The sequence below is a fragment of the Mesorhizobium liriopis genome (assembly GCF_024053505.1).
In the GTDB taxonomy this organism is placed as follows: domain Bacteria; phylum Pseudomonadota; class Alphaproteobacteria; order Rhizobiales; family Rhizobiaceae; genus Mesorhizobium_B; species Mesorhizobium_B liriopis.
This window is the reverse complement of record NZ_JAMXQS010000008.1, coordinates 172,932-187,875: the sequence shown is the minus strand read 5'-3', so window position 1 is coordinate 187,875 and position 14,944 is coordinate 172,932. Positions and strand designations below refer to the sequence as shown.

12 protein-coding genes are annotated in these 14,944 nt (G+C 64.9%); 1 reads left to right on the top strand and 11 read right to left on the bottom strand.

Going from position 1 to position 14,944, the window contains the following annotated elements; translation table 11 throughout:
* The 11 genes from NGM99_RS17285 to NGM99_RS17235 all read right to left on the bottom strand — a co-directional run bounded on the left by NGM99_RS17285 (position 1) and on the right by NGM99_RS17235 (position 13,888).
* Positions 1-1,536: a putative N-acetylmannosamine-6-phosphate 2-epimerase gene (locus tag NGM99_RS17285; protein ID WP_289852534.1), complete on the bottom strand. Its 1,536-nt coding sequence runs from the start codon at positions 1,534-1,536 to the stop codon at positions 1-3.
* Positions 1,537-1,603: 67 nt separating this feature from the next.
* Positions 1,604-2,353 (bottom strand): GntR family transcriptional regulator, encoded by a 750-nt coding sequence (locus tag NGM99_RS17280; protein ID WP_353937431.1) that lies wholly within the window; start codon positions 2,351-2,353, stop codon positions 1,604-1,606.
* Between the two features lie 155 nt (positions 2,354-2,508).
* On the bottom strand, positions 2,509-4,224 hold the full coding sequence (locus NGM99_RS17275) for a GMC family oxidoreductase (RefSeq protein WP_252821201.1): 1,716 nt from the start codon (positions 4,222-4,224) through the stop codon (positions 2,509-2,511).
* A 50-nt stretch (positions 4,225-4,274) separates the two neighbouring features.
* Positions 4,275-4,661, bottom strand: coding sequence for a RidA family protein (locus NGM99_RS17270; RefSeq protein WP_252821199.1), 387 nt, complete (start codon positions 4,659-4,661; stop codon positions 4,275-4,277).
* Positions 4,662-4,705: 44 nt separating this feature from the next.
* Complete coding sequence (locus NGM99_RS17265) at positions 4,706-6,232, bottom strand: aldehyde dehydrogenase family protein (protein WP_252821197.1); 1,527 nt, start codon at positions 6,230-6,232, stop codon at positions 4,706-4,708.
* Positions 6,229-7,032 carry a creatininase family protein gene (locus tag NGM99_RS17260; protein WP_252821195.1) on the bottom strand — a complete coding sequence of 268 codons (804 nt, stop codon included), beginning with the start codon at positions 7,030-7,032 and terminating at the stop codon, positions 6,229-6,231. Before NGM99_RS17260 ends, NGM99_RS17265 begins: the two co-directional genes overlap by 4 nt.
* Complete coding sequence (locus NGM99_RS17255; protein WP_252821193.1) at positions 7,029-8,003, bottom strand: ABC transporter permease; 975 nt, start codon at positions 8,001-8,003, stop codon at positions 7,029-7,031. The genes NGM99_RS17260 and NGM99_RS17255 overlap by 4 nt, the downstream gene beginning before the upstream one ends.
* Positions 8,004-8,008: 5 nt before the next feature.
* A complete protein-coding gene (locus NGM99_RS17250; RefSeq protein ID WP_252821191.1) occupies positions 8,009-10,576 on the bottom strand; it encodes an ATP-binding cassette domain-containing protein in 2,568 nt (855 codons plus the stop codon).
* Between the two features lie 122 nt (positions 10,577-10,698).
* Complete coding sequence (locus tag NGM99_RS17245; RefSeq protein WP_252821189.1) at positions 10,699-11,718, bottom strand: sugar ABC transporter substrate-binding protein; 1,020 nt, start codon at positions 11,716-11,718, stop codon at positions 10,699-10,701.
* 153 nt (positions 11,719-11,871) lie between these two features.
* A complete protein-coding gene (locus tag NGM99_RS17240) occupies positions 11,872-12,810 on the bottom strand; it encodes a threonine ammonia-lyase (protein WP_252821187.1) in 939 nt (312 codons plus the stop codon).
* Complete coding sequence (locus NGM99_RS17235) at positions 12,800-13,888, bottom strand: succinylglutamate desuccinylase/aspartoacylase family protein (RefSeq protein WP_252821185.1); 1,089 nt, start codon at positions 13,886-13,888, stop codon at positions 12,800-12,802. The genes NGM99_RS17240 and NGM99_RS17235 overlap by 11 nt, the downstream gene beginning before the upstream one ends.
* A gap of 128 nt (positions 13,889-14,016) precedes the next feature.
* On the opposite strand from NGM99_RS17235, the gene NGM99_RS17230 reads away from it, so the two are divergent.
* Positions 14,017-14,826, top strand: a complete 810-nt coding sequence (locus NGM99_RS17230; RefSeq protein ID WP_252821183.1) for an IclR family transcriptional regulator — start codon at positions 14,017-14,019, stop codon at positions 14,824-14,826.
* Positions 14,827-14,944: the final 118 nt, after the last annotated feature.

Genomic DNA, 14,944 nt, shown 5'->3' with positions numbered 1-14,944 from the left:
TTATGCGGTTTTGCGATCGGCGAGCCGACGCGCGGCCACATCGGCCACGCCGACGAGACCAGCCTTGGCGCCGAGCTTTGCCGGCACGATGTTCGGCATCAAGCGTGGGTCGAGTGCGGCAAGGTTTTCGCGCACGCGATCGAGAAAACCGGACGCCAGTCCGATGCCGCCGCCGATCACGATGTGGTCGGGATCGAGCATCATCTGGATGTCGCGGCAGAGGGTTGCGACGCGCGCGGCACTCTGCGCCACGATGCCTTCCGCCCAGGCCACGCCGGCACTTGCCCGCTTGAACACGCCCGCCGCATCGCAGTCGTGGCCTGCACGCGCCGCTTCGGCTGCAATCCAGCGGCCCGACACCTCGCCTTCGAGCGGTCCACCGCCATTCGCCGGCCCGCGCAGGAGGCCGAAGCTTCCCGACAGGCCTTCGAGCAGTTGCCCGTTGACCACGATGCCGCCGCCGATGCCGGTCGAGATGGTCAGGAAAACGAGGTTTTTGCCGCCGTGGCCGCCACGGATGAACTCGCCCCAGGCTGCCGCCTGCGCATCGTTCACGGCAATCGCGGGCGCGCCGAAGATCTCGGTAACGCGTTCGACCAGCGGATAATTGTTCGGGATCGGCAGCGTTTCAGGGTTGAGCGCATACCAGCCTTCGGATGAGAGCACGCCGGTCGCGGCAATGCCGATGCCGGAAAAAGAGAGGCTCCAGTCTGCGATGGCTGACTGCGCGGCCGCAATCCAGGCATCGGGTCCGTCCGCAGGCCGCGTAGCCACAATTGCTTCGCGGCGAATGGTGCCGCCCTCCACTTGGGCGACCGCGATCTTGGTGCCGCCGATGTCGAGGGCGAGGATGGATGCCCCCGGCGCGCACGCAAACCCCTCACGCACGGCCTCATCGAACCATGCCGTCGCATGCTCGGTGCGGGTGATGGCGGAGCCCACAACCACCGCATGGGCACCGGCGGCGGCGGCGGCCCGCGCCTGTTCGGGCACGCGGATGCGGCCCTCCGCGATCACGTTGGGCGTCAATTCGCGCATCGCGGCGACGAGCGCCAGATCCGGCTCGGTCGGCTCGGGACCGCCCGTGTAGCCGGAAAGCGTCGAGCCGAGATAGTCGATGCCGAGCGCGTGCGCCCGGCGCGCGTCCTCGATGGTCGAGCAATCGGCCATGGACAGCTTGCCGTGCCCGCGCACGGCCTGCGCCAAGGCCTCGACCGAGGCAGGACGCGTGCGGTCCGTGGCATCGAATGCGATGATGTCGGCTCCCGCCTCGGCCAGCGCATCGACGTCTCCGAGGAACGGCGTGATGCGAACCGGGCTGTCGTCGAGGTCGCGCTTGACGATGCCGACGATCGGCACGGCAACCGCTGGGCGCACGGCGCGCAGGTAAGCAACGGATTCGATGCGCAGGGCGACCGCACCTGCCGCCACCGCAGCCTTGGCGAATGCGACTACATAGGCCGCGTCATCCATCGGCCCGCCGGGCACCGGCTGACACGAGACGATGAGACCTTTCGGAATGGCATGCGACGGCAAAACGAATCCCCTCTATACCACCACTCTACCCAAACCAGACCAGCTAAAAACTGGAATTTATCTGGTATTATCGGCTGAGCTCAAACACGAAATCATACACGTCGCCCTTGTAGGTGGTTTCGCAGAACTCGACCGTACGGCCATCGCTCAGGAAACAGCGGCGCTCGGTGACGAGAACAGGCGAGCCGACCGGACATCGCAGATGTTCCGCATCGTCCTCGGAGGCCGCACGCGCCTGCATGCGCTGCAGGGCGCGCTGGGGCATGAACCCGCGCTCGGCCAGCGCCTCGTAAAGCGAATTGCCGACAGCATCGGGGCCGGACAGGAACGGCTGCGGCACGGTGGCAACCTCGACCGCGATCGGCACTTCATCAGCGGTGCGAACGCGTTTCATGCGGATGACGTTGACGCTGGCGGCGATGCCGAGTGCCATCATCTCATGCGAGAATGGCCGCGCCAGCTGCTTGGAAAGCCAGATGCAGCCGGGCTCCTGGCCGCGCGCGCGGATATCCTCCGAGAAGCTCGACAGCGTGGAAAGCGACTTCTCCACCCGCGCACCGACCTCCGTCTTGAAGCCATGGCGTCGGGAAAGCAGCCCCTCCTCTTCGAGCACCGCAAATGCCTTGCGCACGGTGACACGCGACAGGCCGAGTTCGTCCGCGATCAGCCGCTCACCCGGCAACACCGCGCCGGGGCGCAGATGCGTCGCTCGGATCGGCGCTTCGATGGCTGCTGCCAAGCGGCGATAGAGCGGCCAATCAGGGTTCTGGGAGAGAAGCCCTGCCCCGAGCAGCTTCATGAATTCCTGGCTTTCCACCGAACGCCGCCTCTCCACCTGCCGCAAACCATTCCACGCAGAAGAAATCGTTCTTCCACAGAACTGGTATCATACCTGGTGGGACTGAACGCAAGTCACCCATGGGGAAACGCACCATCCCGTAGCGGCGGAACGGGTCTGAGCGCCTGGCTGGTTCAGAGTGCCTTGAGCCCGTCGGCGATCTTTTCAGCCATCATGATGGTCGGCAGGTTGGTGTTGGCGCAAGGGATGGTCGGCATGATCGAGGCGTCGGTGATGTAGAGGCTGTCGAGGCCCCTCACCTTTCCGGCGCTATCCGTGACCGCCATACGATCGCCGTCAGGCCCCATGCGGCAAGTGCCGGATGGATGCCAGACGCCGCCCACAACCGAAGCGATATAGGCTTCGAGCTCGGTGCGGTTCGCGGCGAGCCGACGCGCATCGGCGAAGTTCGACAGCATATAGGGGAAAAGCTTCTCGCGCAGGTTTCCGACCGCATCGATCCCGAGCGCGCCCATGCTCGTCACCAGCGCGCCGAGCAGCGTCTTCTTGGAGAAGAGCTTGCCGATCTCGGACATCCCACCGGCATAGAGGCCGGAAACCACCTTGTTGAGGCTCGGATCGGAGCCCAGCCCCACCGCGCGCTCGAAGGCGTCGGCCAGACGCACGAGGTCGCGGCGGTCGGACAGCATGCGGAAGTCGATGCGGGGCGGCCCTTCGGGCGACGCCGGATCGAGCGTCAGCTGGCCGCGCGAATAGGACTTGTTGACCCAGAAGAAGATCGAGCCGAGCTGGCGCCCGACCGGATGCCAAGCCGCGCGGGTCACGAAATTCATGTGCATGTCGCCCGCCGGGCAGCCTTCAAGACCCGAGGAGAAGCGGTAGCCGATCGGGATATGGTAGTCCGGCACACCTTTCTGCCGCGCCGCCATCTTCAGGAAGGGTACCAGACCGGCGGAAGGGTGCTCCATCAGGTTCTGTCCGACTCCGGGCAGATGCTGAACTGTCTCGATGCCGCATTCGGCGAGATGATGGGAGGGGCCGATGCCCGAGCGCATCAGGATCGCCGGTGTCGCCAGCGCGCCGCTCGCGAGCACCACCTTTTGCGCGCGAAGCTCTTGGGCGTGCCCGCCGCGTGTCGCGAGCACGCCGGTCGCGCGACCGTTGGCAAAAAGGATACGAGAAACGGTGGTTTCCGTTCGAATTTCGAGATTGGGCCGGCGGCGGACATCGGGCGTGAGATAGGCCCAGGCCGTGCTCACGCGCCGCTTCTTCTCGTCCATGTTGACGGCCATCTCGAAGGTGCCGTCCTCCCACACGCCGTTCTGGTCGGGCAGAAACGGAATCCCGCGCGCGGCGCAGACTTCGAGCATGGCATGCGTGAAGGGTGTCCAGATCTCATCGCCGCGCCGGCGGATCGGAAACGGGCCACTATTGCCATGCAGGTCATTGGTGAAATCGAGGTCGCGCTCGAGCTTCTTGAAGTAGGGCAGGCACTCGTCCCAGGACCAGCCGTCTAGGCCCATCTCGCCCCATTCGTCATAGTCGCTCGGGCTCCCGCGATTGGCGCCGATACCGTTGATGGCCGAGCCACCGCCGAGAACGCGCGCCTGCTCGTAGCGGTTGGCCTTGGTTTCCGGCCGGTTCGAGCCCGAATAGGCATAAGATGCCTTCATGCCAGCCCAAGTATAGCGTGGGTTGGAATAGGCGATGCCGGGATAGGCGCTGGCGAGGTCGGGAAAGTCCTCCGGCCGCGCGGCATCGATGCCGGCTTCGAGCAGGATCACCCGGATAACCGGGTTCTCCGTCAGCCTCGCGGCCAGCACGCAGCCCGACGAGCCGCCGCCCACGATAATGAAATCAGCCTCAGCTTGAGGCGTCGCCGTGCTCATGCTTTTCGGTCTCGAACGATTGCGCGTGGCTTGAGGTCTTCGTTGCGCGGTCAGGGTGCCTTGAAGGCGATGCAATCCACTTCGACCTTGCAGTCCACGACCATGGCGGATTGGACGCAGCAGCGTGCCGGTGGGTTTTCGCCGAAATAGCTTTCGAACACGCCGTTGAAGCTCCAGAAGTCGCGGGCATCATCGAGCCAGACGCCGACGCGCACGATGTCGGCAGGCGAATAGCCGGCGTCTTTCACGATCTGCAGCATGTTCTGGATGGCGATATGCGCCTGCTCGACGATGCCGTGGCCGGCCACCTCACCGTCGCGCATCGGGGTCTGGCCCGAAACATGGAGCCAGCCGCCCGCTTCAACCGCCTTCGCGAAAGGCAGCTTGCGCCCGGCACTTCCCCGTCCCTCGCCCACGCCGTGCCGCTTGATGGTCATATGGTTCGTCCTTTCAGAGTTCGTGATCGTGACGCACTGAAGATTCAGCGCGTCACGTCGATGGTCATGGTCTTCAGGTCGCACATCTCGGCAAGCGTGTGCCGTCCGCCGGTGCGGCCCAGTCCGCTCTGCGTGCCTGCCGCACCACCCGCCGGAATATGCGGCTCCCAGTAGCAGCTCATCTCGTTCACGTTGACGATGCCGACGCGCAGCCGCTCGGTGAAGAAGAATGCCTTCTTGATGGTGTTGGTGAACACCGCAGCCGACAGGCCGTAGGGGCTGGTTGCCGCCAGTTGCAGCGCTTCCTCGTCGGTCTCGAAGGTAAGCACCGGCGCCACGGGTCCGAAGGATTCTTCCTGGTTGAGCAGGCTGTCGGGCGTGAGGCCCGTCACAACGGTCGGCTCGAAATAGAGGTTGGTGGGCAGGCCCGATGCCACCTTGCCACCGGTCAGCACCTCTGCCTTCCGCGCGGTCGCATCGTCCATGTGGCTCTGCATCTTGCTCATAGCGACCGCATTGTTGAGCGGACCCATATTGGTGGCGGGATCGAATGGGTCGCCCATGCGGACCTGGCCCGCCGCCTTGACGAGACCTTCCACGAACCGGTCATGGACGGATTTGTGCACGAGCACACGCTCGGTCGCGGTGCAGATCTGGCCGGCATTGCGGAAACAGCCCGACCCGATCTGGGCGGCGGCCACCTCGATATCGGCGTCGGAGAGGACGATCGTCGGCCCGTTGCCGCCCATTTCGAGCAGCAGCGGCTTGCCGGCACCGCGCCGTGCGATGATGTTGCCGGTTTGGGAGGAGCCCGTGAAGCCGATGGCATGCGTGCCGGGATGCACCACCGCCTCGTCGCCCACTTCCGCGCCATCGCCCAGTACGAGGTTGATCACGCCGTCGGGCAGGCCGGCCTCGATCATGCATTCCATCAGGGCCACCGCGATCAGCGAGGTGGTGGGTGCCGGCACCCAAACGACCGTGTTGCCCGTCGCGACGGCCGGTCCGAGATAGTACATGCAGGGAAGACCGAGCGGGAAATTCCACGGCGTGATGATGGCGAAAACGCCCTTGGGCTGCAGAAACGAGAACGCGCGCTTGTTGGGGTCGTTGAGCGGAAAGGCCGCCGTTTCCAGCCATTTCATCTGCTCGGCCGCGTTGCGGAAACCGGTCGCCGCGCCCACGACTTCGCCCTTGGCCTCGGTGTGGAATGGCTTGCCCTGCTCGAGGCAGAGCAGGCGCGCCAGTTCGTCGCCGCGCTTTTCGATGGCGTCTGCGATCTTCATGCAAAGGGCTGCGCGCTCGAAGACGCCCATGCGCGCCATGATGCCGCGTGCTTTCTCGGCCGCCGCCACCGCCTTGCCGACATCGGCGCGGTTCGACAGCGAAAGGTAGCCGACGGTCTCGCCGGTCGAGGGGCTGTCGATCTTGAGGAACTTGCCGGTCGAGCCCGCGACCCATTCGGAGCCGATGCGGTTGAGACCGACGCGCAAGCCGCTTTCGGGCTCCGAGACCAGTGGCATGCCGCGCAGATGAGGGCCGTCGATTTCCGTCTTGAAGTGAACCGTCATTGGAAACTCCTTTGGCCGTAACCGGCTTGGATCTGGAGAAGGGTTTTGCGGCTGCGCGAAACAGCAGCAGTGAAGAGCGTTGCGCCGGCTTCCGGCGAAGCGTCGGACGGGGTGCCGATCACACCGTTCTCGCGGATCTGCTCGAAAGGCCGCCATACCGTCACCGCCGGACCGGCATAAAGATGCGGGTCCGGCCATGATGGCGGCGTCGTGCCGGAGGGGATCAGGCTCTCGCGGACGCTTCCCCGCAGAACATGCATCATCAGCGCTGTTTCAAGTGCGCAGGCATGGCCCGTGCCGCCCGCGGCATCGGGCAGAGCATCTGCCGCAACATCGGCGATGAGGTCGAAATAGGAGAAGCCGGCCGCGACCACGCCGCGTGCCCCAAGCGTTGTGATCGCCACCTGCACTGCCGCGCGGTTACCGCCATGGCCGTTGAGGATCACGGGCAGGAAGCCGTCTTCCCAGAGGCACGCGCAGAGATCGACCAGCACGGCAATAAAGGTTTGCGGGCTCAGGCTCATCGTACCGGGAAAGGCGCGGTGATGCGGCGAGGAGCCATAAGGCAAGGGCTCGCAGACGCGGATCTGCGTCTGGTCTTGAGCGGCACCAAAGGCGACGGCGGAGGCCAGCCAGATATCGAGCCCCATCGGCAGATGCGGCCCGTGCTGCTCGACGGCACCGGTCGGCAGAACCGCGACCGGACGCGCGTTACCTTCCAAGGCGAGAGCGCCCGCTTCCGGCGACGTCATCCAGGCGAAGGCGGAAAGCCCCTGCGGATGGATCGGGGGCAGGCTCACCGTGCAGCCTCGACGAGGCGCGCCTTGGCGTAGGTCATGCCCGAATCCGCCATGAGTGCTGCCATGATGATGGCGCCCTTGTAGAGTTCGAGGCTCGACGGATCGGTGCCGAAGATGCGCAGTGCGGTGGTGAGCAGGGAAACGATCAGGGCACCCACCACCGTACCCCAGACCGTGCCGCGCCCGCCGAAGATGCTCGTGCCGCCGAGCACCGCTGCCGCAATGGCGTCGAGCAGCAGCGAGGTGCCGCCGATATTGGGCGTGACGACCGGCACACGTGCGATCATCACGAGCGCGGTGAGAAACACGAACAGGCCTGACGCGGCATAGACCAGGATCGTCTGGCGCTTGACCGGAACACCGGCAAGCTCGGCCGCCGCACCGTCGGAGCCGAGCGCGTAGGTGCGCAGGCCGAAGCGCGTGCGACGCATGATCAGGCCGTCTGCGAGCACGATCAGCGCGGTCAAAAGGATCACGTTGGGTACGCCGAGCGGACGCTCCACGCCGATCAAGCGCAGCCAGGGCTCCTTCAGCATCAGCGTGCCCTTGGCGGCAATCGCGAGCGTCGCGCCCTGCAGCGCCACCATGGTGGCAAGCGTGGTGACGAAGGCCGGGATGCGCAGGAGTGCGATCACAGCACCATTCAGGAAGCCGATCAGCACCATGGCGACCAAGCCGGTCGCAAGCGCGGCGGGAAGACCGAGGCCGCCATCGACCAGCGTGGCGATCAAGACGGCGCAGAAGGCCACACCGACCCCGGCGGAAAGGTCGATGCCGCCGGTGAGGAGCACGACGAGCGCGCCGAGTGCCAGAACCGCGATGGGCGTCGCCTGAGCGGCGATGTTGATGAGGCTCTGCGTGGACACGACGCGCGGGTCGATGGCCGCGAAGACGACGGTCAGCACGACCAGAAGCAGGAGCGGCGACAGGTCGAGAATGCGGCGGACGAGGTGGTTCTGCTGCATGGTCATGGCACTCAAACTCCCTGAACCGATGGGCTCGCCACAAAGGCGGCGTGCGGCGAAGGGCTGGCCTGCGGGCGGCTCGCGCGTTCGGCGAAGGCCAGGGCCATCACATCCTCTTCCGAAGCACCGCGCGGCAGTTCGCCCACCGAGCGGCCCTCGCGCATCACCACGATGCGGTCGGCGACACCAAGCACCTCGGGCAGTTCGCTCGACACCATCAGGATCGCGGCACCCTCCTGCTTGAGCTTGGCGATCAGGTGATGCAGTTCGGATTTCGCGCCGACATCGACGCCGCGCGTCGGCTCGTCGAGCAGGATGATGCGCGGCTTCGTCGCCAGCCACTTTCCGATCACGACTTTCTGCTGGTTGCCGCCCGAAAGCTCGACCGTCATCTTATCAGGCTGGGCCGGGCGCACGCCGAGCGAGGAGATCAGTTCGCGCGCCAGCGTTCCGATGCGGCGCGGAGACACGATGCCGAACGGGCTGTTGCCCCTGATCCAGGCAAGCGAAAGGTTGTCGCGGATCGACATGGTGCCGACGAAACCTTCGAGATGCCGGTCTTCGGGGATATAGACGATGCCCGCACGATTGGCCGCCTTGACGTCACCACCCCCTTGGGTCTCGCCGAAGATGCGCATCGTGCCGCTTTGCGGGTTTTCTAGCCCCGCGATCAGGCGCAGCACCTCGGAACGGCCGCTGCCCATCAGGCCGGCCAGCGCCACGATCTCGCCCTGGCGGACGGAGAGCGAAGCGGAGGCGAGCAGTTTGCCGTTGCCGATATTCTCGACCTCGATCGCCTTTTCACCGACTGATGCTTCGAGATGGGGGAAGATGTCGCCCACTTCGCGGCCGACCATCATGGACACGATCTCGGCCTCGTCGGTCTTCGCCGTTTCGCGCTCGCCGATGAACTTGCCGTCGCGCAGAACGACCACGCGGCCGCACTGGCTGAAGATCTCCTCCATCTTGTGGGAGATGTAGAGGATCGCCGTGCTGCGCGTCTTGAGCTTGTCGATCAGCAGGTATAGCTGGTCCCTCTCGCGGTTGGACAGCGCGCTGGTCGGCTCGTCCATGACCATGAACCATGCATCGGCCAGAACCGCGCGGGCGATCTCCACCATCTGCTGGCGCCCGACCGACAGGCTGCGCAGTTCCGCGTTCACATCGATGTCGAGCCCGAGTTCCTTGAGCACCCGCTCACCCTCGCGTCGCATCCGGCCACGGTCGAGAAGGCCCAGCGCGTTGCGCGGCTCGCGGCCGATGAAAAGGTTCTCGGCCACCGACAGGTCGGGTGACAGGCTGAAATGCTGGTGGATGACGCTGATGCCTTTCGCGTCATTGGGCGAGGAAAAGGAAACGGGCCGGCCGTCGATCAGGATCTGTCCGTCGTCGGGTCGGTGAACACCCGAGACGCACTTCACCAGAGTCGACTTGCCGGCACCGTTCTCGCCGGCCAGCGCCACGACCTCGCCTGAGGAGACGAGGAAGGACACACCGTCGAGGGCGCGAACGCCGGGAAACGTCTTGCCGATGTTCAGAAGTTCGATGCTGTGCCTGCCGCTGCCCTGCGCCGCCTGCGCGATGGGTGCTGCAGCCGGTTCGTTGCCTGCCTTGCGGCGCAAAGACCGGAAAAGGGCGGAAAGGCTTTGCGGCTGGCTCGCCAGGACGGCCACCAGGATCAGAGCCGCCGTCACGTAGTAGATGATGATCTGCGGCACCTGAAGGAAGGAGAGGCCCGCATTGATCACGCCAAGCAGCAGCGCGCCGACCGCCGTGCCCCAGATCGAGCCCTGCCCGCCCGACAGCTTGGTGCCGCCGATAATGGCAGCCGTAATCGCCGTGAATTCGAGGCCCGTGCCGGCAAGCGGCTGTGCCGAGCCGAGACGGCCGATGGTCAGGATCGCACCCACGCCCGCAGTGGCCCCCGTGATCAGGTAGATCGAGATGCGCACCCAATCGACCGGCACCATGGAAGCACGCGCGGCTTCGGCATTACCACCCACCGCATAGATCCAGCGGCCATAGACGGTGCGCTTGAGGACGAACCACCACAGAACCAGCGCCACGCCTGCGAGCACCACGGAAACCGGCAACAGGCCCCAGGTCTCGCGGCCGGCATAAAGCACAGCGGGATCGGAAACAGGAATCGAGGAGGCCTTGGACAGGCTGAGCGAAAGCCCGCGCGCGAAGGCCATGGTGGCGAGCGTGGCGATAAAAGGCGAAATGCCGGCAAAGCCGATCAGCACGCCGTTGAGCAAGCCGATCACGGCTCCTGCCGCGACAGCCGCAAGGATCGTCAGAAGAGCAGAACCCGTCGCCGCATAGACCAATCCGGCAGCGACGCCCGCGAAAGCCAAGGTGCTACCGACAGATATGTCGATGCCGCGCGCGATGATCACCGCGGTCATGGCGAAGGCGACGAGTGCGATCACCGCGCTCTGCTGCGCGATGCTGACGAAATTACCGGCCGCCCAGAAGCGCGGGTCGATGGCGCCGAAAACCGCGACCGCAAGAACGAGCACCACGACGAGCACGGGCTCGTTGCGTGTGAACGGCGAAGAGATGGAAAACCGGGACATCGAGGCCGCCCTTCCATTGGAGGAACAGGGTGGCGCGCCGGCATGGGGTGCCCGGCGACGCGCCACAAGCATGGGCTGAGGCTCCCGGCGCGACGCGTCGCGCCGAAAGCTCGCGGCGACGGTTACTTGCCGACCGTCATGGCCGTGTCGGGCTGCTTCGGTCCCAGCTGCTCGGTGTAGTTCTTGGCTTCCGTCGCCTGCTGCTCGGTGTTGATGTGCTCGAACTTCATGCCCGCCGCCTTCAGCTTCTCGGCCGTCTCGTCGGAGGACACGAAATAGGTCGGCATATAGAGGTCCTTGGGCAGTTCCTTGCCCTCGGCAAGACGTGCCGCGACCGCGATGTTCCAGTAGCCGACGCGATAGGCGCCGGTCAGCACGTCCATCACCATCTTGCCGCTGTCGATCATCTCCTTCATCTCGGCGTCGCCGTCATAGCCGCCATAGATCAGTTCCGAGCCCATGGAGGTCGCAACCGAGTCCGCCGCCAGGCACAGGCTGTCGGAGATGCAGGCGATGGCCTTGAGATCGGGATAGGTGGTCAGCCAGGTTTGTGCGGCGTTCGTCGCCTTGGCGGCATCCCAGCCGGTCGGCTCGATGCCGACGATCTTGATGTTCGGGAACTCCTTGGCCATCGTTTCCACGAAGCCCTTCTCACGGGTATCGGACACGAAATTGCCGCGCGAGCCGACGAGCAGGGCGATCTCGCCCTCGCCGCCCAGCGAATGGCCGATGGCGCGGGCCACCATGCCCATGTTCTCGTAGTCGGGATAAAGCGTCGAATAGTTGCCGCCCGCCTCGACCTTGTTGCCCATGGTGACGACCGGAATGCCTGCCTCGATCGCCTTCTTGATGGCGGGGGCTACGGCATTCTTGTCGATCGGATCGATCAGGATCGCATCGACGCGCTGGTTGATGAAGTTCTCGATGATGCCGAGCTGCTTTTCCAGGCTGCCTTCGGCGCTCTGCCAGGTGGACTTCACGCCATAATCCTTGGCGGCGACGTCACCGGCTTCCTTCATGCGCACATAGAAGGAGTTCTGCAGGTCGATGGCCGTCAGGCCCAGAACCTTTTCCTGGGCGATAGTCGGGGTGGCAAGAGCCATCGCCATGAGCGCGATGGAGGTCTTGAGAATGGTCTTCACGTTCGGTTCTCCTCTGAACACAGTTTTCGCTTGTGCTGGCTGCAGGGCGGTGGCCGCCTCTTCTTGATCTTGCTCCGACCGTTTCCCGGGCGGAGTTATGCTTGGGGCGCGCACCGGGTGAGATCGCGCCGGAATGGTTTCAAAGCCCTCCGTTCAGTTCGAGACCCCGTCGACACCGGCACCGCAAACGAGGCCGACGATGCGCTGACCCGGCTCGGGCTTGACGGCACCCGCCATCAGGGCGGCAAGCGAGGCGGCACCGCTGAGGTCGGCGGCGATGCCGAATTCGAACCAGAGCAGCTGCGCGGCCTGGATCATGTGCTCGTCCTCGATCAGCACGATCTCGTCCACGGTCCGGCGCGCAGCCTCGTAGATGCTCTCATCCGTGCGACCACAGGCCATGGTGGCGACGCGCGTCGTCACCTGCGGAAGCCGCACGACGTGGCCGGCCGCAAACGATGCGTGCAGCGTGGGTGAGCCGGTGGGCTCGACGCCGATGATGCGCACGTCCGGGTTCACGGCCTTGATCGCCGCCGACATGCCGGTGATCAGCCCGCCGCCGCCGATGGCGACGATATAGAGGTCGGCATCAGGCACCTGTTCGAGGAGTTCGACCGCGACCGTGCCCTGCCCCGCGACGATGGCGCTGTCGGCGAAGGGATGCATATAGAAGGCGCCCCGCTCCGCCGCGAAAATTTGGGCCGCCTCATGCGCCTCGTCCCAGACGGCGCCCGCATAGCGGACATCCGCGCCCCACTGGCGCAGCTTCTGCTCCTTTAGCGGGCTGGCATTGGTGGGCAGGAAGACGGTGGCAGAGAGGCCCGCCTGCTTGGCGACATAAGCCGTCGCCAGTCCGTGATTGCCGCCAGACGCCGCGACGAGCCCATGCCTGGTTACGTTCGCGTCGAGTGTCTTCAGCCGGTTCAGCGCGCCGCGCACCTTGAAGGAGCCGCTGACCTGGAGACATTCGAGCTTGAGGAAGAAGTCGTTCTGGATCGGAAAGCCGGCGCAGTGCTCGAGCTTCAGAACCGGTGTACGGCGAACGAAGGGAGCGATGCGCTCGGCCGCCGCGAGAATGGCGTCATGCGTCATCACGGTCTCCTTTCGCCAGCGCCTCGGGATATTCGACGGCGAGCACGAAGCAGCAATTGCCGGGGCGCACACGGCCGGGCTGGCGCTTGGCGAAAACGACACCATCGATGGGGTGGCGCAGCACCACCGGCTCGCGCGAAGGCGTGCGCAGGAAATGGATCCGGCCCGCGATCTCGCCCTTCGTGACGGTGCTGCCGAGTTCGCTGAGCGGCTCGAACACGCCGTCATCGTCGGCCATCACATAGCCTTCGGCGCCGGGCACCTGAAGCACGCGCCCGTTGGATTCCTGAGCGGTCTCAGGGGCGCCTTTCAGGATGCCCGCGTGTTTCAGCACATTGCGGATGCCACGGCGGCAGATCGCGAGCGCGTCCTGGCTGACGAGGCCGCCTCCCGCCATCTCGCTGCCGATCACGATCAGGCCCTGCAGGTTGGCAGCCGCCGTCGAGGTGCGCGTTTCGCCGAGATTGTCGACCATCACCACGGTCGGCGCGCCGAAGGCGAGCGTGGCCGCGATGTTGCGCTTGTGACCCTCGGGCGTCGGCGACGGCTCGATGATGGCCGCCGGCAGGATCATCAGCGAGGATCCGCCCGAATGCAGGTCGAGGAAATAGTCGGCGATCGGAAACAGGCAGTCATTCACATAGGCGGCGATCTGCTGGGTCAGCGTGCCGTTGAAGTCGCCGGGAAAGCAGCGATTGAAATTGAGGCCGTCCACCGGCGAGGTGCGGGTTCCCGCTTCCACCGCGCGCACATTGATGGCCGGAATCGCGATGATGCGACCGGACACGTCCGCCGGGTCGATCTCGCGCAGGAGTTCGCCGAGCGCGATCGGCCCCTCATACTCGTCGCCGTGATTGCCGGCCTCGATCAGGATCGTGGGACCAATGCCGTTCTTGACGACCGCGAGCGGGATCTGGACGGAGCCCCAGGCATCGTCGTGCGGCGACTGCGGCATGGCGAAGAAACCGATCTGCTTGCCGTCGCGGTCGAGATCGATGGAGGTGAAGACGCTGTTGCGGCGCGGAGCGGCCACCTTTCGCAACGCTGCGTTTTCCTCGACCAGCTTCAATGCCGTCACGCCATCCGCTCCTTCGAACTCATGACAGCCAACATGACAGTTTTATATATGAGGTCAAGTTCGAATATGAAACTTCTGGATCGATGTGCCGGAGTCTTTTAAGGTCGAACGATCACCGGAACCGACACATGACCACCGATCCGACCGACGCCGCGAAGCCTGCCTATTCCGCCCCCGCCCTCACCAAGGGACTCGAGGTGCTGGAATTGCTGGCCGAGGCGCGCGCGCCGCTCACCATGAAAGCCATTGCCGAAGGCCTTGGCCGCTCCAAGAACGAGATTTTCAGGATGCTGGTGGCGTTGCAGGAAAGGGGCTATCTCGAGCGCAACCCGGAAACCGACGCCTTTTCACTCACCGATCGCCTGTTCAGACTGGGCCTCAACACACCGCAATCGCAGGATCTGATCACGGCGGCCATGCCCGAGCTTTCCGCGCTCGCACAGGAATCGCAGCAATCACCGCACCTCGTGGTACTCAATCACGGCCAGACCGTTGTGACGGCGGCGGTTCCGGGCGGCGTCGATATGTCTTTCACGCTGCGCCTCGGCTATGGCCGCCTTGCGACCGATTCGACATCCGGCCAGGTCATCCTTGCGTTTCAAAACGATCATGCCGCCCGCGCGATCATGCGGGAATGCCAGGCCCGTTCCGAGCGGATGATCGATCTCGATGCGCTCGCCACCAACCTGTCCACCATTCGCGCTAACGGATACGACCTGCGCGAAAGCCGTGATTTCGTCGGTATCACGGACATCTGCTGCCCCATCCTCGGCGCCGATGGCAACGCAATTGCTTCGGTGATCATTGCTTATGTGAATCGCCACACACGCGGGAGCCGACACGCGCACACGCTCGAGCTCCTTCGGGCAGCCTGTGATAGGATCGGCTCGAAGCTGTCACCTTATGTTCACAGCGCCCAAAGCAGATTGCCGGCTTAGCTCGGAGATTCAGCGAAAGCGGCGCCTTTGCTCCAAATCGATATGCCCTTGAAAGCCGGAGCTCTTTGGCGACCGTGGTGACGCGGCATGCCAAGGCTCTGGGGTCGGTCGAAACAGG

Coding starts and splice junctions, on each gene's coding strand:
- NGM99_RS17250 (WP_252821191.1), bottom strand. CDS start 10,576: ATGTCCCGGTTTTCCATCTCTTCGCCGTTCACACGCAACGAGCCCGTG.
- NGM99_RS17265 (WP_252821197.1), bottom strand. CDS start 6,232: ATGACGGTTCACTTCAAGACGGAAATCGACGGCCCTCATCTGCGCGGC.
- NGM99_RS17275 (WP_252821201.1), bottom strand. CDS start 4,224: ATGAGCACGGCGACGCCTCAAGCTGAGGCTGATTTCATTATCGTGGGC.
- NGM99_RS17255 (WP_252821193.1), bottom strand. CDS start 8,003: ATGACCATGCAGCAGAACCACCTCGTCCGCCGCATTCTCGACCTGTCG.
- NGM99_RS17240 (WP_252821187.1), bottom strand. CDS start 12,810: ATGACGCATGACGCCATTCTCGCGGCGGCCGAGCGCATCGCTCCCTTC.
- NGM99_RS17230 (WP_252821183.1), top strand. CDS start 14,017: ATGACCACCGATCCGACCGACGCCGCGAAGCCTGCCTATTCCGCCCCC.
- NGM99_RS17270 (WP_252821199.1), bottom strand. CDS start 4,661: ATGACCATCAAGCGGCACGGCGTGGGCGAGGGACGGGGAAGTGCCGGG.